This window comes from Halomonas sp. V046, from assembly GCF_052645355.1.
In genome coordinates this window covers 1-23,131 of the sequence record NZ_JBQXYF010000010.1, presented here as the reverse complement: position 1 = coordinate 23,131, position 23,131 = coordinate 1, and the positions used below count along the sequence as shown (strand labels likewise).

Below are 23,131 nucleotides of genomic sequence, written 5' to 3'. Positions count from 1 at the left end.
TGGCTGGCTTGGGCAATGCCCTGGCTGGCGAGAAGACGGGGCGAATCGGTCGCCGACGTCGATGGTCAGGTGATGCACCTTGGTGGTGCGCGGCATGCGTTGCCGTGTTCACGCTTGCCAATTGCGCGCCGCTGGCGAGGCCGGCGGCGTGGGCGTTGGTCGCGTCAGGTGGTCAGAATCAACTTGTCGTTGCGCGTCCTGCGCAGGTGATAGCGCTGCCCGCGGTGTTCGATGATCAGGCGGCCTTGCTCCCCCAGCAGGGCGTCACTCGACACCCGTCGATCCCGAGACCCCTGGGGATCGATGACCCGGCGATGGGGCGCATCGCCAGCGCTGACGCCGGTGGAGGCGGTGGAAGCGGTGGGCAAGTTCGAGGGGGCTGACATGGTGAAGGCATCCGTAAGCGAAAGCGGCCCGATGGCCAGGGGTTAATGATAATTATTATCAAAAGATAACAGGATGCATTGTTGTTGAAAAGTCGAGGGCTTGCAAGGTGTGGCGTGTGGGCAGCACTGATGGTGGTGCCGCTGGGGAAGCACCCGCAAAGGGAAAGCGGCAGACGTGAGTGGCGTCGCTGCGTGACTTGACAGAAGCGCTAAACGCGACCACATTACAAACGACAATGATTCTCATTGTTTTATTCTATGATTCGTTCTTCAGGAGGTCGTCATGTCCTATCGCATCAAGACTGCGCTCCACGGTGCCAACCCGAGCCTCGAGATCTTCGACGTGAGCTCCGGCTCGATGCGGATGGCCTGGGAGTATCCGAAGGTCGCCACGAATACCGAGGAGACCGATCCGGAACTGCTTGCCATGCGCCGGGAAGAGGCGATCCATGATCTGTTTCGGCGCCTGTTTCTGCTGACCACCGAGCAGTACTTGAAGGGAGAGTTGGCGAACCCGCGGGCCGGGTCAGGTGCCGTCGAACGCCAGGCGCATTGAGCCCTGGGGATGGCAGGGTTTGCCGTGGCGCAGCCACAGCACGCCGGCGCTGAGGTCCATGACGACGCTGAACAGGGTCTCCATGCGCTCGTCCTCTGGTACCTCTGAGGCGAAGTGACGACACAGGGACTCCTGCCCCGGCTCGTGGTCACCGAGCAGGGCAAACAGGCGCTCGGGGCCGGGTGGCGCCTCTTGGTTCGGCGCTTCTCGTTGCCCGTCATGCTGGGGAAGATTGAGCTCGGCTTGGAGGCTCTCGAGCAGCGTGTCCAGGCGCGACAGGCGCGCCCAGGAATCGGGCTTGGGAAAGTCCTCGAGCCAATGCGTCGCGCTGTCGCTGACGAGGTGATTGGTGTGGCTGACCACGCCATGGCGTGGCGGCAGTCGGCCGGGCTGGCCGGCGTGGACCTCGTAGCCGCAGGCCTGGCCGCTGCCGTCGGCGATAAGAAAATGCGCCGGCGCGCAGACGCCGTGCATGGCCACGGCTTCGGCCTCTTCGGCGCTGTGGCTCTCGAGGATCTTGCGCAGGGCGACGTGGATCGGCAGGCCCTCGCCGCAGGTCGCCGAGCGAATGGCGTTGAGCGCGACGCCGACGCCGCGATCGTTCAGGCCCACCTTGGCCACCATGCCGGCCTCGCCAACGCTGATCAGGCTAGGGGCGCCCGGGGCGTGGATACGCAGCGCCACGAGGTGTTCGCCCTGGTCGGCGCGCCAGTCCCAGTTCTGGGCCAGCCACTGGTGGCCCTGGTGGGCGAGAGAAAACGCCGAGCAGCCGCCGCTGGCGCGGGTCAGCGAGATCTCGCTGCGACAGTTCAGCGTCAGGATATCGGACAGGTCGCCGTCGATGCCCTGGGCCATGCCGTCCATTTCCTCGATGATGTCGGGGAAGCGCTGCTCGATCATCGGCAGAAAGCGCTCGGCATCGCGCCGCGCCTCATGCCAGCGTAGCCCGACCATGGCGTGAAACATGCGGTCGTAGACGTCGATGCTGGCGATGATCGCCGCCTTGTGCAGGCGGCCATGGGTCAGGCCGATATCGAAGCGGCTGCCGGAGAGTTCGGTGAGTTGCATGTGGGCCTCGCTGGGGGATGTCCTGCGGCGGCGTGTCCTGAATTTACTCTAGCAGGTCAGATGGCGCTGGGGGCTATCCAGGTCACCGGCAGGTGCCGGTAAAATGTTTGTTCGAGCGGGCTGCGTCGACTCGTCGCGGCGAGTCGACGCGATTCCTTGTCCCACGGCAGCTTTCGTACAAGTGGGCATGAAAAGCCCACAAAGAGGCGCAGGACACTGACGAACCCTGGCATTTTGCTAGCGTGCTTGCGGGTATGCTCGAGGGGTGGTCCATGCAGGGCCCTAGTCACGAGGATACGTCCATGAAAGCAAAGATTGCGCTCTCCATCCTGGCACTTGCCATCCTGCCACTGAGTGCCCAGGCGGGCATCGTCGATGGTCGCATCGCCAAGTACGCAACGGAGCCAATGGTGCCTGCGACTTCTCCTTGCTCCAACCACCGCTCCACCCACTGCGGTGAAGCGGCCCAGCAGGCGTCACACCAGGCCGGTGTCGACCAGAAGGCCGCGCAGTCCGCTGACCATGAGGCCGACTCGGTAGCTCGCTGAATCCAGGCCACTCGCTGTACCCGACCTCGCGCCGTCCATGGGACGGCGCGCTGCATTGGTGACTAGGGTGGCATCACCCCTTGTGCCGAGCGTTGTAGACGGTTTCGTCGAGTTCGCCTTCGCTCTTGCCGACCAGGGTGGTGACCATCAGGTCACCCGCCACGTTGACGCTGGTACGGGCCATGTCGAGGATACGGTCGACGCCGGCGATGACCGCCAGGGCCTCCAGCGGCAGGCCGATCTGGGCCATGACGATAGACAGCATGACCAGGCCTGCGCCGGGCACGCCCGCGGTGCCGATCGATGCCAGGGTGCCGGTCAGCACGATCATGCCGTAGTCGGCCATGGACAGGTCGACGCCGATCAGCTGGGCGATGAACACCGCCACGACCCCTTGATAGATGGCGGTGCCGTCCATGTTGATGGTGGCGCCTACCGGCAGTACGAAGCCTGCCACACCGTCGGACACGCCGAGGTTCTTGGTCGCGCAACGCAGTGACACCGGCAGAGTGCCGGAGGAGGACGCCGAGGAGTAGGCCACCACGAGGGCGTCGAGAATGCCCTGCAGGTAGCGCATGGGGTTGAGACGCCCGAGCAGCGCCAGCAGCCCCGAGTAGACCACCAGCACGTGAACGATGCTGGCGAGATACGCCACCCCGATGACCTTGGCGAGCGGCAGCAGGACCTCGGCGCCGTAGCTGCCGGCGACGTGGGCGATCAGGCCGAAGACGCCGATCGGGGCAAACGCCATGACGATGGCGGTCAGCTTGACCATGGCCTCGGCGAAGCCCTCGAAGACCCGCACCACGGGCTCGCCCTTGTCGCCGATCAAGGTCAGCGAGATGCCCAGGCCGATGGCAAACACGATAATCTGCAGGATATTCCCGCTGGCCAGCGCCTCGATCGGGTTTTGCGGCACCAGGCCGACCAGGATGTCGATCAGGCTCGGGGCTTGCTGGGTGTCGCCCGCGCCGGTCTCGAAGCTCATCGTTAGGCCGACGCCGGGCTCGAACAGCCACGAAGCGGCGAGGCCGATGGTGATGGCGAAGGCGGTGGTGAGGAGATACAGCGCGATGGTGCGCGCACCGATGCGGCCCATCTTCTTCGGGTCGCGCATGCCGGTGATGCCGACCACCAGCGTCGAGAACACCAGCGGGACGATCAGCATCTTGATCGCGCTGATGAAGATGTCGCCGAGGGGTTTGAACAGGCTGGCGTCCTCGCCCATCACGACGCCGGCGAGCACGCCGAGGGCGAGGCCAGCGAGAATTTTCTGCCACAGCGGAATGCGTCGCCACAGGCTCGTACGCGACGCCTGTGAGTCGTCTGGGGTGTCTCCTGGCATGGGGAGCTCCTGAAGGGCGCTGGGCCCGGGAAAAGCGGATGGCACTGTCGCCCGTTGTCGCGGCGTGCCGAGTGGCAGGCCGCGATGGCGTGAAACGTGCCGTGGGAATTCAGGCGATCAGCATGGCGAAGCGTGATTCTACAGAAGGATCCGCCAGGACACTTTCAGAAATACTCCATGTGTTCTATTGGTTGCGACGTCAATAGAGTAAAGATCGCGCCGTTTCATCCCTCGCTGCCGGTGCCTGTGGCGTTGCTGGGGGAAGCCCCCTCGAGGGTCCGCTCGAGCAATTCGTGGAAGGCCGACCACGAGGCCTGGTCGGCGCGCTCGCGGTAGCGATCGCTGCCGAACACGGTGAAGGCGTGGGGGGCGCCGGAATAGACCTGGATTTCATAGGGCACCGCGGCGCCTTCGAGCTCTTCCGAGAGCGCCGCGACCTCGCTCATCGGCACCGAGGTGTCGGCGCCGCCGTGGGCGATCAGGATCGGTGGCGTATCGGCGCCGTAGCCTTGGCCGCCTGGCGTTGCTAGACCGCCGTGGAAGCTGGCATAGCCTTGCACGTCCTGGGCGGCGCCGGAACGGGCCAACTCCAGTACCACCGCGCCTCCGAAACAGTACCCCATGACCACGGTCTGCTGGCTGGCGCCCTGTTCCCTGGCCTGGTCCAGGCCCGCCAGGGTCAGTTGGCGCATGCGCTCGCGGTCCTCGTAGAGCGCGGCGGTGGCCGCCTTCTTGGCCTCGGTTTCCGCGGGGCGATTGCCGGTCCCGTAGAGATCGACGGCGAAGGCATCGAAGCCGGCCTTGGCCAGCATCTCGGCGCGTTGGCGTTCGTAGTCGGTCAGCCCATCCCAGTCGTGAATGATCAGCACGCTGCCGCGGGGCTCGCCCTCGGCCTTGGCCAGGTACCCCTGGAAGCTTTCGCCATTGACCTGGTAGTCGACGCTGTCACCGGCAAGCGCCAGGTTGCCGCTGGCCAGGGTCAGGGCGGCGGTGCAGGCGAGACTCGACAGGGCGTTAAACGGGAGACGAGGGGGCATCGGAAGGCTCCTTGTGTGGGTCCAGGGACGCAGGGGGCGGCCCAGCCGTGGCGCGATAACCAGAGATGCCGCCACCTACGGCTCCGCGCGGGTTGGCCACGGCCTGGCATCATCGTTCTCCTGCAGTATAGGCAGCCCGCGTGGCGACGCGGCTAGCGTTGGCAGTGTGTACTTGAGTTTTGTTCGCCCCCCTTCCAGATTGAAGGGGTGAGGACACTCCGCACCTTTTTTCAGTACAACTACAGCGAGACGAACAATCATGAAAAAGCGCGTACTGGCGACGGCGGTGGCCGCGACCACCCTGGCCATCGGCTCCATGGCCCAGGCCGACGTCAAGATCGGTTTTCTCGGGGGCTTCACGGGTGGCATCGAGAGTCTGACTCCGCCGATCTTCGATGGCGCTCAGTTGGCCGTCACCCATATCAACAACCAGGGCGGCATCCTCGATGGTCAGAATGTGGTGATGCCGACCGGTGACACGACCTGTTCCGATGCGTCCGCCGCCTCCAACTCGGCCGACCGCATGGTCAATACCGAAAAGGTCACCGCCATCGTCGGCGCCCTGTGTACTGGGGCCACCATCGCGTCGGCCAATAACGCGGCCATTCCGGGCGGGGTGACCATGGTCTCGCCGGCCTCCACGGCGCCAGCGGTCACCGATCTCGACGACAACGACCTGGTGTTCCGTACGGTGCCGTCCGATGCCTTCCAGGGCGAGATGCTGGCCAAGCTGCTGCTATCCAAGGACATCGACGAGGTCGCCGTCACCTACGTCAATAATGACTATGGTCGCGGCCTGTCCGATGCCTTCGCTACTGCCTTCGAGAATGGTGGTGGTAGCGTGACGGAGAACCTCGCCCACGAGGACAATCGCGCCGACTATCGCAGTGAACTCGGCACCCTGTCGGCGACCGGTGCACAGGCGCTGGTGGTGCTGGCCTACGCCGACACCTCGGGCCAGACGGTGCTACGTCAGGCGTATGAGAGCGGCATGTTCACCCAGTACGTGGGGGCCGACGGCATGGTCGGTGACAGCCTGATCGAGGCCATCGGCGCCGATGTGCTCGATGGCATGATCGCGACTCGTCCCGGTAGTCCGGATCTGCCCGGCACCGAGATCTTCAAGGAGCTGGCCGACAACGCCGACGTGGACCCGAGTGCGGTGTTCGCCGCCCAGGCCTATGACGCCGCCTTCCTGCTGGGGCTGGCCATCGAACAGAACGGCAGCGATGAGCGCGAGGGGGTCTCGGAGGCCCTGCGCAGCGTCTCTTCGCCCCCCGGTGAGGTCATCCTGCCCGGCGAGTGGGAGAAGGCCCTGGGCCTGATCGCCGACGGCAAGGAGATCAACTACGAAGGCGCCTCCGGTACCCAGGACTTCGACGACAACGGCGACGTACCCGGCGTGGTCCAGGAGATGGTGGTGAAGGATGGCACCTTCACCGGCCTGGGCTTTGTTGAATAAGGTTTTGTCGAGTAAGGCCCTGGCGCCTCACGCGACCCAGTCACGGGCGGCATAGCCGTCCAGCCAAAGCGCCAATGCTCGCACCATGTGGCGCTCCACCAAGGCCCCCGGCTCACGCCGGGGGCCTTGTTCATTGTGGGGCGGGGTGTTGATCGTAGCGGCGCTAGCCAGCCTGGGCCGGCAGCGGCGACCGTGCGATGACATCCTGCCAACGACAAGGCCCCAGACCGATGTCTGAGGCCCTGGTGTCACGTCGATTGATGTCAGTGGATGAGTGTCAGTGGGTTGATGTCACGTGGATTGGGCGCTAACGCTTAGTCGTGGTGCTTGACCTTCTCCGGCAGCAGGCCCTTGGGGGCGAAGCGCAGCACGACGGTGATCAGCAGGCCGATGACGAAGACCCGGGCTTGCAGCGCTCGGCTCTCGAGGTTGGTCGGTATCTCCCAGTCGAAGTTGGCCTGGCCGAAGTGGGCGGCGAGTTCCATCACATAGAGTGCCAATGGCTCGGACATGATCCAGATGATGTACACCGCCACGGCGCCGAAGATGGTGCCGAGGTTATTGCCGGGGCCGCCGAGGATGACCATCACCAGCACCAGAAAGGTGTGGTTCAGCGGCAGGTAGCCCTGGGGGTCGAAGATACCGTTGAAGCTGCCGAGCACGGCGCCACCGATGCCCATCAGGATGCAGCCGAGTACGAAGATTTCCAGGCGGCGGCGATTGATGTCCTTGCCCATCGCCGCCGACGACTCTTCGTTATCGCGAATGGCGCGGATCATCCGCCCCCAGGGGGCGTTGTAGGCGCGGTGCAGGAGCAGGAAGATCACCGCGATGATGACCGCCGTGATCGACAGGTACAGGGCACGAGACAGGGTGAAGCCGACCTCGGCGGGACCCGGCACCGGCCAGGGTAGCGGCGAGACCGTGGCGGTGCCCCGGGTCAGCCAGTCGGAGTTCTTGAGAAACGCCTTGATGATTTCGGCGATGCCGAGGGTGGCGATGGCCAGGTAGTCACTGCGCAGCCCCAGGCAGACGTGACCGATGAAGTAGCCGATGACGCCGGCCAGCAGACCGCCGACGATCCAGCCGGTCCAGGTCGGCAGGCCCAGGCCGCCGACGAACTCGACCTGATCCTCGATCCGCTCGGTCACCTCGCGAAACTGGCTGATCACCACCATGTAGAGCACCAGGGCGGCTAGCACGGTGACGATGGTGCGCAGCGTCCTGGGCAGGCCGACGCGGTCGAGCCGAGACGCGGCGAACACGATCAGGCCGGCGCCGAGGATGTAGATCAGCACCAGCCCCAGTTCGCCCGGCAGGGAGCTGGCCCAGAAGGCCTCATTGACCGGCACGCTGAAGGACATGGCGGCGAAGCCGCCGAGGGCGACGAAGCCCATGACGCCGGCATTGAACTGCCCCGCATAGCCCCACTGGATGGTCAGGCCGAGGGCCAGGATGGCGTAGCAGGCGGCTTCGACCAGCATGCGGGTCGAGTAGGCGGCGCCCATCGCCAGGTAGACCCCGGCCACGGCCACGGCCAGCAACACCAGAAGCGTCAGCTCCCGGGCCGGGAAGGTGCTGACGACAGCGCTCGTGTCGTCGCGGCGGTGCGGGTTGTTGGAATTCGTGTTCATCAGATCACCTTGCCCTTGAAGATGCCGGTGGGGCGCCATACCAGGATGGCGACCAGGATGAAGAACGGCACCACGATCTTGTATTCGGTACCGACTAGCGCCAGGTTGCTCGGCAGGTCGAGCCAGTCGGGCAGGCTGTCGCGTATCGGCCGCAGCAGCACGCTCCAGTTGAACACCGCCAGGGTTTCGGCGAAGCCGACCACGAAGCCGCCGGCGACGGCGCCATAGGGGTGGCCGACGCCGCCGACGATGGCGGCGGCGAAGATCGGCAGCAGAAGGAAGAAGCTCAGGTCGGGTTTGAAGGTCACGTCCATGGACAGCAGGGTACCGGCGATGGCGGCAAGGCCTCCGGCGATCACCCAAGTCACCGCGACGATGGTGTTGGTATTGATGCCCGAGGCCTTGGCCAGGTCAGGGTTGTCGGACATGGCGCGCATGGCCTTGCCGAGCCGTGAGCGCGACAGGAACAGGTGCAGCCCGACGACGGCCACCAGCGTCAGCACGAACAGGTACAGTTGGGGCTCGGTGATCACCACCGGCACCCGGACGCCTTCGATGGGCAGGGCCAGGCGGAAGATCTCCTTGCGATCGTCGACATACAGGCTCTGACCACCGGTGCCGGCGAACAGGCGAATCAGTCCCTGCAGCATCAGGGTCACGCCCAGCGATCCGATGACCATGACGATGGGCTTGACGCCGTGGGCCCTGAGCGGCTTGTAGAAGGCCTTGTCGATGCCTACCGCGAGCAGCGCCGTCAGGGCCATGGCCAGCGGCAGCATGACAATCGCCGTCGGCACGCCGATGGCATCACCGGCGCCGGGGAACAGGGTCACCAGCAGCAGCACCATGAAGGCGCCGAAGGTCATCATGTCGGCGTGGGCGAAGTGGGCGAAGCGCATGATGCTGAACACCAGGGTCACGCCGACCGCCCCGATCGCGTAGATCGAACCGGTCACGCTGCCGGCGATCAGCACGTTGTTGATGAAGAATACGAACTCGTTCAAGGCAATATCTCCGCGGAAATCGAGGACGGCTAGCCGCCGAGGAAGCTCTTGGCGACGTCAGGATCGGCCAGCAGCGCCTGCCCGGTGTCGGTGAAGCGGTTCTGGCCGGCGGCCAGCACGAAGCCCTTGTCGGCGATGGCGAGCGCCTGCTTGGCGTTCTGCTCCACCATCAGGATGCCGACCCCCGCCGCGTTGACCTCCTTCACGCGGTCGAAGATTTCCTGCACGTACTTGGGCGAGAGACCCGCGGTGGGCTCATCGAGCAGCAGAAGCTTGGGTTCTGCCATCAGCGCTCGGCCCATGGCCACCATCTGGCGCTGGCCGCCGGAAAGCTCGCCGGCACTCTGGTGGCGCTTGTCGTGCAGCGGCGGGAAGAACTCGTAGACCTTGGCCAGCATGCGCTTGATGTTGTCGGGCTTGAGATAGGCGCCCATCTCGAGATTTTCCTTCACCGTCATGCTCGGGAAGATATTGTGTTCCTGGGGCACGAAGCCCATGCCGAGCTCCACCAGGCGGTTGGTGGGCAGGTTCTGGATCGGCTCACCACGCAGCAGAATATCGCCCTGGGTGACGTTCAACAGGCCGAAGACGGCCTTCAGCATGGTGGACTTGCCGGCGCCATTGGGACCGACGATGACGCCGATCTCATCGGCTTCGATGGCCATGTCCACCCCGTTGAGGATGTTCATGCCGCCGTAGCCTCCGTACACACTGCGTGCGTCGAGTAGTGGCATAGGGTGTGGTTCTCTGCGTTCAGCCGCTTGTGGCGCCTGCCCCTGGACGGGGATGTTGTTATTGGGCTCCGCCGATCGGGGCGGGCGAGTCATGGTCGAACGGTATTAGGCCGCACCGGCACCGAAGTACGCCTCGATGACCTCGGGGTTGTTCTGGATCTCTTCGATCGATCCCTCGACCATCACCGAACCCTGTGCCAGCACGATGACCGGGTCGCACAGCCGCGCGATCATGTCCATGTCGTGCTCGATGACCAGGAAGGTGTAGCCGAGTTCGCGATTGAGCCGCTCGATGTTGCCCATCAGGTCGCCGAGCAGGGTACGGTTGACACCGGCGGCGATTTCGTCGAGCAGCACCACTCGGGCGTCGGTCATCATCGTGCGGCCGAGCTCCAGCAGCTTCTTCTGGCCACCGGACAGGTTGCCGGCCAGCTCATTGCGCACGTGATTCAGGCCGATGAACTCGATGACCTCCTGGGCGCGCTGCTTGACCTCGGCCTCACCCTTGCGCACCAGCGCCGGCGATAGCCAGGCCTTGGCCAGGGATTCGCCGGCCTGGTTCGGCGGCACCATCATCAGGTTCTCCAGTGCGGTCATGTTGGAGAACTCGTGGGCGATCTGGAAAGTGCGCAACAGGCCCTTGTGAAACAGCTCGTTGGCGGGACGGTTGGTGATGTCTTCGCCGTCGAGCAGCACCTGGCCGGCATCCAGTGGCAGGGCGCCGGCGATGATATTGAACAGGGTCGACTTGCCCGCGCCGTTAGGGCCGATCAGTCCGGTGACCGAACCTTCCTCGACCTGGATCGAGCAGTCATTGATCACGCGCAGGCCGCCGAAGGCCTTGTTGACGTGACGCACATCGATGATGGCTGCCATGGGTTGTCCTGTGAGTTGTTGTTGTCTGTCGTTGTTGTCTGTCGTTGTTGTCTGTCGTTGTTGTCTGTCGTTGTGGTCGGTGGTTGTCGATCGTGGCGGGTTGTCGCCGTGGCCCAGGGGAACGCGCTATTGCCTGGTGCCCTTCAGGCTCGCGGTCATGGCGAGGCGAGGCGGGGCATCGCCGTCGAGTTCCCGCCAGGCGAGCATTCATCGTGGGGCGTCGCGCTGCCTGCCCAGGAGGCGACTGGCGGCGACGGCGCCAACGATGACGGCAGCGCCGACCGCCGGCAGCGTGTAGCCTTCGATATACGGCAGCGCACGCAGAAACACGAAGGCCACACCGGTCGGCGCGACGAATCGCACCAGAAAGCGCCACAGCTTGAGCCAGGGTTCGCGGGAATGCATTTCCTTCATCGATTCGGTGCGGGTCAGGGCCCAGCCGGCGAACAGGGCCACCAGCAGGCCTCCGAGGGGCAGCGTGACGTAGGTGATAAGCTCGATCACCTCGAAGCCGCTACGGCCGAAGAGGTCGTGGAACGGACTTTGGCTCGACCACAGGTTGAAGCTCACTACCGTGATCAGTCCCAAGGTCCAGGCCAAGGCGACCACCAGTGCGACCGCGGCCGCACGGCTCAGCGGGAAGCGCTCCACCAGGTAGGCGGCCACCGGCTCGATCAGCGAAATGGCGGAGCTTGCCGCCGCGCCCAGGACCAGCACGAAGAAGATGGCGCCGACCAGTGATCCCGCCGGCATGGCGGCGAAGGCCAGCGGCAGCGAGACGAACATCAGCCCCGGCCCTTCGTCGGGGGCGAGGCCGGCACCGAACACCAGGGCGAAGATCGCGAGCCCTGCCAGCAGTGCGACGCTGGTATCGACCAGGGCGATGGTGAAGGCGGTGGTGGTCAGCGATGTCTCGCCGGACATGTAGGCGCCGTAGGCCATGATGGCCCCCATGCCGAGGCTCAGCGTGAAGAATGACTGACCCAAGGCCGCCAGCCAGCCCGCCAGACTCAGATCGCTCAGCTGGAAGCGGAACAGGAAGTCGGCAGCCGCGCTCATATCGCCTACGGACGCGGCGTAGAACAGCACCACCAGCAGAATCACGAGCAGTGAGGGCATCAGCAGGCGCAGGCCGTTTTCCAGGCCGCGATGGATGCCGAGGCCGACGAGCAGGCCGCAGCCGCCGAGAAACAGGCTGTGGTAGACCGTCATGGTAATCGGCGCCGCCAGCAGTGCCGCGTACTCCTGCTCGAGCCGCACCGGACCGGCTGCCTTGAGGGCGCCGGTCAGCATTTGGCCCAGGTAGTGCAGCGCCCAGCCGCTGATCACCGAGTAAAAGCTCAAGATGAGCAGCGCCGAGATAGCGCCTAGCCAGCCGATCGCCTCCCAGGCACGGGAGGCGTTATGACAACGCGTCAGAAAGCGCATGCCCATGATCGGGCTGCGCCGGCTGTTGCGGCCGAGCATGATCTCGGCGATGAGAATCGGGATGCCCACCGCGAAGACGCTGATGGCATAGACGATCAGAAAGGCACCGCCGCCATTTTCGCCGACCAGGTAAGGGAACCGCCACAGGTTGCCGAGCCCTACCGCGGAGCCGACGGCGGCGAGCAGGAAGGTACCCTTGTGTGTCCAGATGTTGTCGGTGTTCATGGGGCGGGTCCGCTGGCGTCTCGACCGAGGGGCGCCGCGGCGATGTCGCACGGCGCCCCTCGGCGCTTGGGGGCCCGGTAGGACGCCCTGTTACGCCAACTGTGCGACACAATCGCGTCGCCTGACTAGAGGCCTTGCGTTTAGCAGCCGTTGGCGGCGACGGTTGGTATCCGCCGCCATGGCGAGGCCGGTTGCCTCAGTCTCGCGCGTGGGGTGCCAGGGCACGGTGGTCATCGGGGAGACGCACGGTGTCACCGATGGACAGGTCGCCGATGCCCTGGGTGCGCTCACCAGTACGCACCGAGATCAGGGCAACCACGTTACCGATACTGACGTCATCGATGCGGGCTTCCACCTTCACGCGCACCGAGTAGCCGTGGTAGCGGCCGGAGATGATGCTGCCGATGTGAGCGGTCGGGTATTCGTCAGGCTTGTCGGCGAAGTAGTTCTCGACGCTGTCAGCGCCCGGATTGTCCCATTCCACATGCTTGTGCATTCGCATAGCTCCTTATCGCACACTCTTCATTGGAGGCGCATATCGGTCGCAAGGTTCCCGTGACGCTGGAGCCAGCCCGGGCGGCTCGCCCCAGCGGGGGGGTTGGTTCAAGGACGGCTAGTATCGCCGCGCGACAGTTCCATGATCAAGCGTGTCGCGAGATACAGACGCGGAACGACGCTCGAAAGCTCCACGAATTCCTCGTCGCTGTGGTAGCGGCCCCCGGCAAGCCCCAGGGATTCCAGCACCGCTGGAGTGCCGGTCTCGGGGTCGTAGGCGTAGCCGGCGTCGGTGCCGCCGCCTATTTCGGCGGTGGTCAGGGCCAGGCCCAGTTCGTCTTGGTAGATGCCTTGGGCGAGGCTCGCGAGGTCGTTGGTTCGGGCGTTGTCGGGCAGCGGTGGGCGTCCGCGCTCGAGGCGGAAATTCACCTCGGTGTCATCGATCAGACGCTCGGCGATGATCGCGTTGGCGTCTTGCATGACGCGGTCGTACTCGGTGTGGTCGAAGTAGCGCATATCGCCCTCGGCGTGGGCCTCGGCGGGAATGATATTGCGCTTGGTACCGCCCGCGACGATGGTCCAGTTGAGCGTGGTGGCCTTGTCAGGGTCTCCGAGCTCATCCAGCTGAAGGAGCTGGTGCGCCAGTTCGAGCACCGCGTTGCGGCCTTCATCGGGGGCGCTGCCAGCGTGGGCGGCACGTCCCGTCACGTCGAGGAAGGCGTAGTTGATGCCCTTGGTGACCGTGGTCACCGACGACTCGCCGGCGTTACCCAGCGTCGGTTCGAAGGACAGCACGCTGTCCTGGTCCCTGGCGAGCTCGGCGATGAGCTCACGGGAGCCAAACGAGCCCTTCTCCTCATCGGGGTTGAACACCACGGTCAGGCTGGCATAGGGGGCGCTGTCGAGCGCCTTGAGCATATCGAGGGCATGCAGGATCACCGCCACGCCGCCCTTGGCATCACCGACGCCGGGGCCGTAGGCGCGCTCGCCATCTTCGCGATAGGGGCGTTCGGCGACGGTGCCGCGGCCAAAGACGGTGTCATAGTGAATCATCAGCATCAGGTTGCCTTCGCCGTTCCCTGCGTGGCGGCCAACCAGCGTGGTGCCGCCGAAGGCCTCGGCCGGGTGGCGCTCCAGGCTGAAGCCGAGGGCCTCCAGGCGGCTCGCCAGCAGCGCTTCGACCTTGGCCAGGTCATCGACGTCACCGGTGCCGGAGTCCATGTTGACGAGCGTTTCCAGGGTCTCCAGGAAGGGCGCCCTCTCGGCCTCGGCCAAGGCCATGATGGCCTCATCGGGGGCGGCATGGGTCGCCCCTGAGACGCCCAGCATGGCCAGCATCAGCGTAGGCGCTGCATAGCGTGACGCGGTGTGGCGCAGGGTGTTGAACAGCCAAGCGAGGCGGGGTGGCCGGGTGTTGCGCGAACGCGACGTGCCGAGTGGCTTGGGGCAAGCGCTGGAGCGGGGCGCGGCCTGCGTCCTGAGTCCTGTGTTAACTCCCGTGCTGTCGCCCGTAGTGCCGCGAGTAGTGCCGCGAGTAGTGCCGCCAGTAGTGCCGCCAGTAGTGTCTTGCATGACCATGATGCCTCCTTGCTGGGGTAAGGTGGCCCGGAGCTTGGCGTGATGTCATCTCGAGCCGACCCTGAGTCGCTGTGGAAGTGCCTGGAGTCGCCCCGGGGTCTAGTGACGCAGCGTAAGGGGCTCCCCTTGGGTAGCGTAGCTCAGGCCCGGCCCCGACAGGCTGGAGCAGAAGGCAAAAGGCAGAAGGCCGGATCAGAAGGCTGGAGCAGAAGACTAGAGCAGAAGGCCGGATCAGAAGGCTAGAGCAGAAGGCTGGAGCAGAAGACTAGAGCAGAAGGCTAGAGCAGAAGGCTAGAGCAGAAGGCCGGATCAGACGGCTGGATCAGACGGCTGGAGCAGAAGGCTGGAGCAGAAGGCTGGAGCAGAAGGCTAGAGCAGAAGGCCGGATCAGACGGCTGGAGCAGAAGGCTGGAGCAGAAGGCTGGAGCAGAAGGCTGGAGCAGAAGGCTGGAGCAGAAGGACAGCGCGCCAGGACGAACCGTGCGTCAGGACACACCTTGCCCATGCCGACCGTCGGCACCGGTCCCGGTGGCCGGGTAGCCGATACGCCACTGCCCGCCGAGGCGGGCAGTGGCGTGGTGGACCGGACGGGTGCGGCAGACCCCGGGGACCGGACGGTCCGCGGGGCGGCGCGTGCTCGGGCCTTTACTTCTTGCCGGCGCGCTTGCGCTCGTTCTCGGTCAGGAACTTCTTGCGCAGGCGGATATGGGCCGGCGTGATCTCGACCAGCTCGTCATCGTCGAGGAACTCGATGGCCTGCTCGAGGGTAAAGCGGACCGGCGGGGTCAGGACGATGTTCTCGTCGTTGCCCGAGGCGCGCATGTTGTCGAGCTTCTTGCCCTTGGTCGGGTTGACCACCATGTCGTTGGCACGGTTATTGATGCCGACCAGCATGCCTTCATAGACCTCGGTGCCGTGGTCGATGATCAGCTTGCCGCGCTCCTGGAGGGCGTACAGGGCGTAGGCCAGGGCCTTGCCGGGCACCATGGAGACCAGCACGCCATTGCGACGCTCGATGGAGGCGTCGGGCTTCAGGTCGCCGTAGTGATCGAAACGGCTGGTCAGGATGCCGGTGCCGGAGGTCAGGGTCAGGAACTGGCCGCGGAAACCGATCAGGCCGCGGGCGGGGATGATGAAGTCCAGGCGCACCCGGCCCTTGCCGTCGGGGTTCATGTTCTTCAGCTCGCCCTTGCGGTAGCCGAGCTCTTCCATGATGGAGCCCTGATGCTGCTCCTCACAGTCGATGATGACCTCTTCGTAAGGCTCCTGCTTGACGCCGTCGATCTCGCGGATGATGACCTCGGGGCGGCCCACGGCCACCTCGAACCCTTCGCGACGCATGCTTTCGATCAGCACCGACAGGTGTAGCTCGCCGCGGCCGGAGACGATGAACTTCTCCGGTGATTCGCCTTGCTCGACGCGCAGCGCCACGTTGTGGATCAGCTCCTGGTCGAGACGGTCCTTGATGTTGCGGCTGGTGACGAACTTGCCGTCCTTGCCGGCGAAGGGCGAGTCGTTGACCTGGAAGGTCATGGACACCGTGGGCTCGTCGACGGTCAGGGCCGGCAGCGCCTCGACGGCGGCCGGGTCACAGATGGTGTCGGAGATGGCCAGGCTGTCGACGCCAGTGATGCAGACGATGTCGCCGGCGGTGGCCTTGTCGGTCTGGACGCGCTCGAGGCCCATGTGGGTCATGACCTGGCCGATCTTGCCGCGGCGGGTCTGGCCTTCCTTGCTGATGACCGTGACCTGCTGGTTCGGCGATACGGAGCCGCGGGTAATGCGGCCAAGGCCGATGACGCCGACGTAGCTGGAGTAGTCCAGTGCGGAGATCTGCATCTGCAGCGGGCCATCGAGTTCGACCTTGGGCGGCTCGACGATGTCGACGATGGACTGGAACATCGGCGTCATGTCCTCGGCCAGCTGGTCGGGCTCAGGCCCGGCGATGCCGTTGAGGGCAGAGCAGTAGATGATCGGGAAGTCGAGCTGCTCGTCGCTGGCGCCGAGGTTGTCGAACAGGTCGAAGATCTGGTCGATGACCCAGTCCGGACGCGCGCCGGGGCGGTCGATCTTGTTGACCACGACGATCGGGCGCAGGCCTTGGTCGAAGGCCTTCTGGGTCACGAAGCGGGTCTGCGGCATGGGGCCATCGACGGCGTCCACCAACAGCAGGACCGAGTCGACCATGGACATGACGCGCTCGACTTCACCGCCGAAGTCGGCGTGTCCAGGGGTGTCCACGATATTGATGTGGTAGTTCTGGTCGTCGGGAGAAGTCCAGCGGATCGCCGTGTTCTTGGCCAGGATGGTGATGCCGCGTTCCTTCTCCTGGTCGTTGGAGTCCATGATGCGTTCCTGGCCCTCGGCCTTGCGGTCCAGAGTGCCGGACTGGCTGAGTAGCTTGTCGACCAGGGTGGTCTTGCCGTGGTCGACGTGAGCGATGATGGCAATGTTGCGAAGATTCTCGATCACGACGGGATCCTGCTGGAAAAAGTGGGGCAGCATTATAGGGCCAGGGCCGCGACGGCTACCAGCGTTGTCCGCAGTTATCTCGACCTTGTTCGGCAAGATCGCCAAGTTTCAAGCACCTGCGAGCAGGTGCGCACGGCGTACATGGGGACGTTGGCGCCAGTTTCGACCTTTTCAGGCCCGTTGGGTAATGATTTCGGCGCGACAGGCCTTGAGCCGCACGGCCAGATCCTCGATGGCGCGTTGATCCAGCGCGGGATCGAAGCCACCGAGGCGGTCGAACCAGGTGCGCTCGACGCCCAGTCCACGAGTGTCTCGCCGCTGCCAGCGTGCCCAGCTGAGCATGCAGGTGCGTGGCGGCCTTACCACCGAGCTGGTGCCCTGCTTGGCCGCCATCAGCATGCGCTCGATCCAGGCGTTGTCGAGGCTGCCCTGGCAGAAGCCGAGCATGCGCCCATGGCTGTGGGAAGCGGCCATGTTCAGGCGCCGGCCAAGGGGGGCCGGCAGGCAGCCGACGACGCGGGCCAGGTGAGAGGGAATATCGATATCCAGAAGCGCGACGGCGTCATCGTCGGCGACCAATATTTCGCAGTGGCCGGCGTACGACGACGTCAACCGTCGGGCCTGCACGAGCAGTCGAGGCAGTCCCTTGCCGGCGGATCTGGCATCAATGATCAAGCTGATGTACACGACGACACTCCATGGCGGGTGGCGCCGGCCACTGGGCGGTGGTCGGAGGCAACGTAATAAAGTGTATCTTTACGTTGCATTTGGTTCCAGTTCGGCATGCGGTCGGCGCCCTATTTGGGGGAGTCATCCTGAAACGCAGCAGATTGCACTGTTTTTGTGCACAATAAGTGATCTCGCACCATGAAAGAGCAAAACAAGTGCCTCGTGCCCGTCAAAATGTGCCGCTGCTAGCAGTATGGTTCATCATGGCGCATCCTTTGAAAAATATATTGGTCTATAAATCAACAGCCTGAATTTGTTTTTTGCCAGCTTGGTGCAGGCATGGCACGCAAGCTGCATTTGACGTGACTAGAGTCATCTTGCCGCGCACGCTGCCATGGGCAGTCGCCGGGCGGCGTGCTACAACAGATCGCGGTAACCCTTTTGTGCCGAGGGTCATCCCTCTATTGGCGTCGGTGGCCGTGGGTCGCCGAGCCGTCGAAGACTCGAGTCACGCAACAAGCTCAACGTGGAGGACCACATGTCAGACAAGACACTCGCCCTGATTGAAGAACATGATGTGAAGTGGATCGACCTGCGCTTCACCGACACCGCCGGCAAGGAGCAACACGTCACCATTCCTGCGCGTGATGTGGACGAAGAGTTTTTTGAAAACGGTCAGATGTTTGATGGCTCCTCCATTTCCGGCTGGAAAGGCATCAACGAGTCCGACATGATCCTGCGTCCGGAAGACGGCACCGCCTTCCTTGACCCGTTCACCGAAGACACGACCCTGATTCTGCGCTGCGACATCATCGAACCGGCCACCATGCAGGGTTACGAGCGTGATCCGCGCTCCATCGCCAAGCGTGCCGAGGCCTATCTGCAGTCCACCGGCCTGGGTGATACCGCCTTCTTCGGTCCGGAGCCCGAGTTCTTCATCTTCGATGAGGTGCATTGGAAGTCAGATATCGAAGGCTCGATGTACAAGATCAGCTCCGAAGAGGGCGCCTGGTCTACCGATCGCGCCGTGGAAGGCGGCAACCTGGGCCACCGTCCGCGGGTCAAGGGTGGCTACTTCCCGGTGCCCCCGGTCGACAGCTTCCATGACATTCGTGGCGCCATGTGCAACACCCTCGAGGCCATCGGCCAGAGCGTCGAAGTGCACCACCACGAAGTGTCCAACGCCGGCCAGAACGAAATCGGGGTCAAGTTCAACACCCTGGTCAAGAAGGCCGACGAAGTGCAGGAAATGAAGTACGTGATCCACAACGTGGCCCACGCCTACGGCAAGACCGCGACCTTCATGCCCAAACCGCTGGTCGGCGACAACGGCAGTGGCATGCACGTTCACCAGTCTTTCTGGAAAGATGGCACCAACCAGTTCGCCGGTGATGAATATGCCGGTCTGTCCGAGATGGCGTTGTTCTACATCGGCGGCATCATCAAGCATGCGCGTGCCCTGAATGCCTTCACCAATGCCTCGACCAACTCGTACAAGCGTCTGGTGCCGGGCTTCGAAGCACCGGTCATGCTGGCCTACAGCGCCCGTAACCGTTCCGCGTCCATCCGTATTCCGTACACCGCAAGCCCCAAGGGCAAGCGCGTCGAAGTCCGCTTCCCGGACCCGACCGCCAACCCTTACCTGAGCTTCGCGGCGCTGCTGATGGCGGGCATCGACGGCATCAAGAACAAGATTCACCCTGGCGACGCCATGGACAAGAATCTGTATGACCTGCCGCCGGAAGAAGGCAAGGCCATCCCGACCGTGGCCGAGAGCCTCGACCAGGCCCTGGCAGCCCTCGACGAAGATCGCACCTTCCTGACCGAAGGGGGCGTCTTCACCGACGACATGATCGATGCCTACATCGAGCTCAAGTCCGAGGACGTCGAGCGGATTCGCATGACGACTCACCCGATCGAGTTCGATATGTACTACAGCTGCTGATCACGGCAAACAGGGGCGTCGCCCCAGACGGATCGGTGCTGCCACCGATCCGATGACAGGCCCCGCCGATGCGGGGCCTGTTCGTGTCTGGATGTCATCGGGACCGTGCGCGAGCCGCGCCTTGGCCGGCTCGAGGCGCGGCAACCTGCCATCTTGGCCGGCCGAGGCCACCGCGGCATGCTGACGAGATCGTCTTCTCGGATATCCCGATGACCTGCCTGTCTGTGTGTTCGTCCTGTTCCGCTCCCGCACGTCGGCGCCAGATGCTTTGCGTCTGGTTCCTCGTCGCGACGATCGTCCTGCCTGTCGACGTCAGCGCGCAGACGGTCTATCGAACCCGCGCTGCCGATGGCAGCGTGTTGTACACCGATGATCCCGACAAGGGAGGCCAAGCGGTGAACCTGGCGCCGGTGACGATAGTGCCGCTTCGCGGTGCCGCCGACGCGGGGCTGGGCATCCCCGCCGAGCAGGTGACGTCTTCCCCGTCGATGACGCGGCCGCCATCGGTGGGCGTGCCCTACGACATCGTGGCGATCACCGCGCCGGCGGATGGCAGCGTGCTGCCCACCGGCGCGGCCGGCGAGGTCAGCGTGCGTGTCGCCGTGGAGCCCCCGCTGGCGCCTCGTCATCGTTTGCGCTTGCTGATCGATGATCGACCGATGTCTGATACGCCAGGCGGCGTCGAGCCGCGTCAGCTCAGTGGGCTTTCCCGCGGCGAGCATCGCTTGAAGCTGGTGCTGACCGACGCCGATGGCCGCCTGCTTCAGCAAAGCGACGAGATTCGCCTGCATGTCCAGCGTGCCAGCCGCCTGCTGCCCGCCAACCCCTTGCGCCCCGCCCCCCCAACGATCCCTAGTCTGCCCGGCGTGCCCTGACATCGGGCGTTCGTCTCTCGTCCGCGGCGCATGTTGAGGCAATTGGCCTAGGGCTGCACCATTGCGGTGCACTATGATGGTGCAATGACACCGCCGGCGTGGCCGTGCGGCGGTCTGGTCGCCTGGCCCGCTTCTTGCAGCATACTGCGGCGAGTGTGTCTGATTCAGGCCGCCACGCGGGCCACGGTATCTAGCTGCCGGCTGCGTCCTCTGGGTGCCGGTCATCGCCTACGGGGTTGGTTTTTCTTTCTTTGGGTCCACGCCATGACGCCAGGCATCATCGAACATCTCACCACCGCCGTACTGTTGCTGGACGGCGAGTTGCGCATCAGCTGGATGAATCCGGCCGCCGAGTCGCTGCTGGCGATCAGTCTCAGTCGCGTTCAGGACCAGCCGCTGCCGCCGCTGGTGGCTGGCGAAGAGGACATCGCGGAGGTGCTGTCCAAGGCCCGTGATGCCCTGCATCCTTATACCCAGCGAGAGGCCAGGCTGGTGGTCGGCGGCGGTGAGGCGCTGACCGTGGACTACACCGTGACGCCGTTGTCCGCGGATGAGCTGTTGCTGGAAATGGAGCCGCGTGACCGGCTGCTGCGCATCTCTCGTGAAGAAGCCCTGCAGACCCGCCAGGAGACCATCAAGGTGTTGGCCCGGGGCCTCGCCCATGAGGTCAAGAACCCGCTGGGGGGGATCCGCGGCGCGGCCCAGTTGCTGGAGCGCGATCTCGGCGACCCCGGGCTCAAGGAATTCACCCGGATCATCATCGAGGAGGTCGATCGCCTGCGTGATCTGGTCGACTCGATGTTGGGACCCAACCGGATCAGCCGTAACGAGCCGCTCAATGTGCACAGGGTGCTCGAGCGCGTGCGTTCGCTGCTGCTGGTCGAGCAGCCCGGCGTCACCATCGAGCGTGACTACGATCCCAGCCTGCCGGATGTCCACGGAGACGAGTCGCAGCTGATCCAGGCGGTGCTCAATGTGGCACGCAATGCCGTGGAGGCGATGGTCGAGTCCGATACACCGGCGCCCACCTTGACGCTCAGGACCCGGGCTCGGCGCCAGTTCACGCTCGGCGCCTGTCGTCACCGGCTGGTGTGTGACCTCAGCCTGACCGACAACGGCCCGGGCATCCCCGAGGAGCTGCGCGACACCCTGTTCTACCCCATGGTGTCTGGGCGCGCCGAGGGCAGCGGCCTGGGCCTGTCCATCGCCCAGTCCATCCTCCACCAACACCACGGGCTGATCGAATGCGATTCGCAGCCCGGATGCACCGAATTCCGATTGCTGATTCCTCTGGAGAAGCGTGATGACTGATGCCGCACGGGTCATGATCGTCGATGACGATCGCGCCATTCGCTGGGTGCTGGAGCGCGCCCTGGCTCAGCCCGACCTGGTGGTCGAGGCCGTCGAGCGTGCCGATCGCGTTCTGGATCGCCTGCTGGCGTCGCCACCCGATGTGCTGGTGACCGATATCCGTATGCCGGGCATGGACGGCCTCGACCTGATGGCCAAGGTGCGTGAGGCACACCCGGAGCTTCCCGTGATCGTGATGACAGCCCACTCGGATCTCGATAGCGCCGTGGCGTCCTACCAGGGCGGGGCCTTCGAGTATCTGCCCAAGCCGTTCGACGTGGACGAAGCCCTGGCCCTGGTTCGCCGGGCGGTGGCCCATGCTCGGGAGCGCCAGCGTCCCGTCAGCGTCCCGGAAGGCCTGGATGCCGAGATCATCGGCGAGGCGCCGGCGATGCAAGAAGTCTTCCGAGCCATCGGCCGCTTGGCCCATTCCCACATCACCGTGCTGATCAACGGGGAGTCGGGAACCGGCAAGGAGCGGGTCGCCCAAGCGCTGCATCAGCACAGTCCGCGCTCGGCGCACCCGTTCATCGCTCTCAACATGGCCGCCATTCCCAAGGACTTGATCGAATCCGAGCTGTTTGGCCATGAGAAGGGCGCCTTCACCGGTGCCACCGCCCAGCGCCAGGGGCGCTTCGAGCAGGCCAACGGCGGGACCCTGTTTCTCGACGAGATTGGCGACATGCCCGCCGAGACCCAGACGCGGTTGCTCAGGGTGCTGGCCGACGGCGAGTTTTACCGCGTCGGTGGCCATACCTCGGTCAAGGTGGACGTGCGCATCATCGCCGCGACCCACCAGAACCTGGAAACTCTGGTCGCCGACGGACGCTTTCGGGAGGACCTGTTCCATCGCCTCAACGTCATTCGCGTGCACCTGCCAAGGCTCGCCCAGCGGCGCGAGGACATTCCGCGCCTGGCCCGCCACTTCCTGGCCGAAGCCGCCAAGGAACTCGCCACCGACGTCAAGGTGCTGACCGCGGACGCCGAGGCCCATCTCACGCGTCTCGACTGGCCTGGCAACGTTCGCCAGCTGGAGAACACCTGCCGCTGGCTCACGGTCATGGCGTCCGGGCGCGAAGTGCTGGTCGAAGACCTGCCGCCGGAACTGCGTGAGAGCGACGCTGGCGGCGCTTCGGGGGACTGGCGAGAAGCCTTTCGCGAGTGGGCCGACCGTGCACTGGCAGCGGGCCATACCCACCTGCTGGAAGAGGCGGTGCCGGATTTTGAGCGAATCCTGATCGAAACGTCGCTCAAGCACACCGGGGGCCGCAAGGGCGAAGCCGCGGAGCTTTTGGGATGGGGGCGCAATACGCTGACCCGCAAGCTCAAGGTACTGCTGCCGTCCCTTGCCGATGACTGAGGTCGGTGCCTGAACCGGGGAACCGAGGCAAAAACGCGAGCGGGGCGGGGCAGGGCGTGGAAGAGGCGGTGCCGCTTTCCACAA

The 23,131-nt window shown here is 64.7% G+C and carries 20 protein-coding genes; 7 read left to right on the top strand and 13 right to left on the bottom strand.

The window, feature by feature from the left end:
- Positions 1-164: 164 nt before the first annotated feature.
- The gene (hemP, locus tag ACUN9Y_RS14480; protein ID WP_445461429.1) at positions 165-386 is read right to left on the bottom strand and encodes a hemin uptake protein HemP; all 222 of its coding nucleotides are present in this window, start codon (positions 384-386) and stop codon (positions 165-167) included.
- 283 nt (positions 387-669) lie between these two features.
- Between hemP and ACUN9Y_RS14475 the strand changes: the two genes are divergently transcribed.
- Complete coding sequence (locus ACUN9Y_RS14475; RefSeq protein WP_445461428.1) at positions 670-942, top strand: hypothetical protein; 273 nt, start codon at positions 670-672, stop codon at positions 940-942.
- Here the strand turns inward: ACUN9Y_RS14475 and ACUN9Y_RS14470 are convergent.
- Positions 913-2,010, bottom strand: coding sequence for a C45 family autoproteolytic acyltransferase/hydolase (locus ACUN9Y_RS14470; protein ID WP_445461427.1), 1,098 nt, complete (start codon positions 2,008-2,010; stop codon positions 913-915). The genes ACUN9Y_RS14475 and ACUN9Y_RS14470 overlap by 30 nt on opposite strands.
- A 302-nt stretch (positions 2,011-2,312) precedes the next feature.
- On the opposite strand from ACUN9Y_RS14470, the gene ACUN9Y_RS14465 reads away from it, so the two are divergent.
- Positions 2,313-2,558, top strand: coding sequence for a hypothetical protein (locus ACUN9Y_RS14465; RefSeq protein WP_445461426.1), 246 nt, complete (start codon positions 2,313-2,315; stop codon positions 2,556-2,558).
- 73 nt (positions 2,559-2,631) lie between these two features.
- Here the strand turns inward: ACUN9Y_RS14465 and ACUN9Y_RS14460 are convergent, their stop codons facing one another.
- Both ACUN9Y_RS14460 and ACUN9Y_RS14455 read right to left on the bottom strand, forming a co-directional pair.
- Entirely contained in the window at positions 2,632-3,903 is a 1,272-nt protein-coding gene (locus tag ACUN9Y_RS14460; RefSeq protein WP_445461425.1) for a dicarboxylate/amino acid:cation symporter, read from the bottom strand.
- A 224-nt stretch (positions 3,904-4,127) separates the two neighbouring features.
- The gene (locus tag ACUN9Y_RS14455) at positions 4,128-4,940 is read right to left on the bottom strand and encodes a dienelactone hydrolase family protein (protein WP_445461424.1); all 813 of its coding nucleotides are present in this window, start codon (positions 4,938-4,940) and stop codon (positions 4,128-4,130) included.
- A 256-nt stretch (positions 4,941-5,196) separates the two neighbouring features.
- Between ACUN9Y_RS14455 and ACUN9Y_RS14450 the strand changes: the two genes are divergently transcribed.
- Positions 5,197-6,402, top strand: a complete 1,206-nt coding sequence (locus ACUN9Y_RS14450; RefSeq protein ID WP_445461588.1) for an ABC transporter substrate-binding protein — start codon at positions 5,197-5,199, stop codon at positions 6,400-6,402.
- A 314-nt stretch (positions 6,403-6,716) separates the two neighbouring features.
- On the opposite strand, the gene ACUN9Y_RS14445 is transcribed toward ACUN9Y_RS14450, so the two are convergent.
- From ACUN9Y_RS14445 to ACUN9Y_RS14405, 9 genes are all read right to left on the bottom strand, one after another.
- Complete coding sequence (locus ACUN9Y_RS14445) at positions 6,717-8,036, bottom strand: branched-chain amino acid ABC transporter permease (protein ID WP_445461423.1); 1,320 nt, start codon at positions 8,034-8,036, stop codon at positions 6,717-6,719.
- The gene (locus tag ACUN9Y_RS14440) at positions 8,036-9,040 is read right to left on the bottom strand and encodes a branched-chain amino acid ABC transporter permease (RefSeq protein WP_445461422.1); all 1,005 of its coding nucleotides are present in this window, start codon (positions 9,038-9,040) and stop codon (positions 8,036-8,038) included. Before ACUN9Y_RS14440 ends, ACUN9Y_RS14445 begins: the two co-directional genes overlap by 1 nt.
- 29 nt (positions 9,041-9,069) lie before the next feature.
- Entirely contained in the window at positions 9,070-9,774 is a 705-nt protein-coding gene (locus ACUN9Y_RS14435; RefSeq protein WP_445461421.1) for an ABC transporter ATP-binding protein, read from the bottom strand.
- Between the two features lie 105 nt (positions 9,775-9,879).
- Entirely contained in the window at positions 9,880-10,650 is a 771-nt protein-coding gene (locus ACUN9Y_RS14430; RefSeq protein ID WP_445461420.1) for an ABC transporter ATP-binding protein, read from the bottom strand.
- Positions 10,651-10,857: 207 nt separating this feature from the next.
- Complete coding sequence (locus ACUN9Y_RS14425) at positions 10,858-12,303, bottom strand: sodium-dependent transporter (protein ID WP_445461419.1); 1,446 nt, start codon at positions 12,301-12,303, stop codon at positions 10,858-10,860.
- Positions 12,304-12,499: 196 nt separating this feature from the next.
- Positions 12,500-12,799, bottom strand: a complete 300-nt coding sequence (locus tag ACUN9Y_RS14420; protein ID WP_445461418.1) for a hypothetical protein — start codon at positions 12,797-12,799, stop codon at positions 12,500-12,502.
- Positions 12,800-12,906: 107 nt separating this feature from the next.
- Positions 12,907-14,376: a glutamate carboxypeptidase gene (locus ACUN9Y_RS14415; protein WP_445461417.1), complete on the bottom strand. Its 1,470-nt coding sequence runs from the start codon at positions 14,374-14,376 to the stop codon at positions 12,907-12,909.
- A 645-nt stretch (positions 14,377-15,021) separates the two neighbouring features.
- Positions 15,022-16,848, bottom strand: a complete 1,827-nt coding sequence (gene typA, locus ACUN9Y_RS14410; RefSeq protein ID WP_445461416.1) for a translational GTPase TypA — start codon at positions 16,846-16,848, stop codon at positions 15,022-15,024.
- 171 nt (positions 16,849-17,019) lie between these two features.
- On the bottom strand, positions 17,020-17,535 hold the full coding sequence (locus tag ACUN9Y_RS14405) for a hypothetical protein (protein ID WP_445461415.1): 516 nt from the start codon (positions 17,533-17,535) through the stop codon (positions 17,020-17,022).
- A gap of 520 nt (positions 17,536-18,055) precedes the next feature.
- Between ACUN9Y_RS14405 and glnA the strand changes: the two genes are divergently transcribed.
- From glnA to glnG, 4 genes are all read left to right on the top strand, one after another.
- Complete coding sequence (gene glnA, locus ACUN9Y_RS14400; RefSeq protein WP_445461414.1) at positions 18,056-19,462, top strand: glutamate--ammonia ligase; 1,407 nt, start codon at positions 18,056-18,058, stop codon at positions 19,460-19,462.
- 209 nt (positions 19,463-19,671) lie between these two features.
- Positions 19,672-20,337, top strand: a complete 666-nt coding sequence (locus tag ACUN9Y_RS14395; RefSeq protein ID WP_445461413.1) for a DUF4124 domain-containing protein — start codon at positions 19,672-19,674, stop codon at positions 20,335-20,337.
- Between the two features lie 264 nt (positions 20,338-20,601).
- Positions 20,602-21,648 carry a nitrogen regulation protein NR(II) gene (glnL, locus tag ACUN9Y_RS14390; RefSeq protein ID WP_445461412.1) on the top strand — a complete coding sequence of 349 codons (1,047 nt, stop codon included), beginning with the start codon at positions 20,602-20,604 and terminating at the stop codon, positions 21,646-21,648.
- Positions 21,641-23,047: a nitrogen regulation protein NR(I) gene (glnG, locus tag ACUN9Y_RS14385; RefSeq protein WP_445461411.1), complete on the top strand. Its 1,407-nt coding sequence runs from the start codon at positions 21,641-21,643 to the stop codon at positions 23,045-23,047. The genes glnL and glnG overlap by 8 nt, the downstream gene beginning before the upstream one ends.
- The last annotated feature ends 84 nt before the right edge of the window (positions 23,048-23,131 follow it).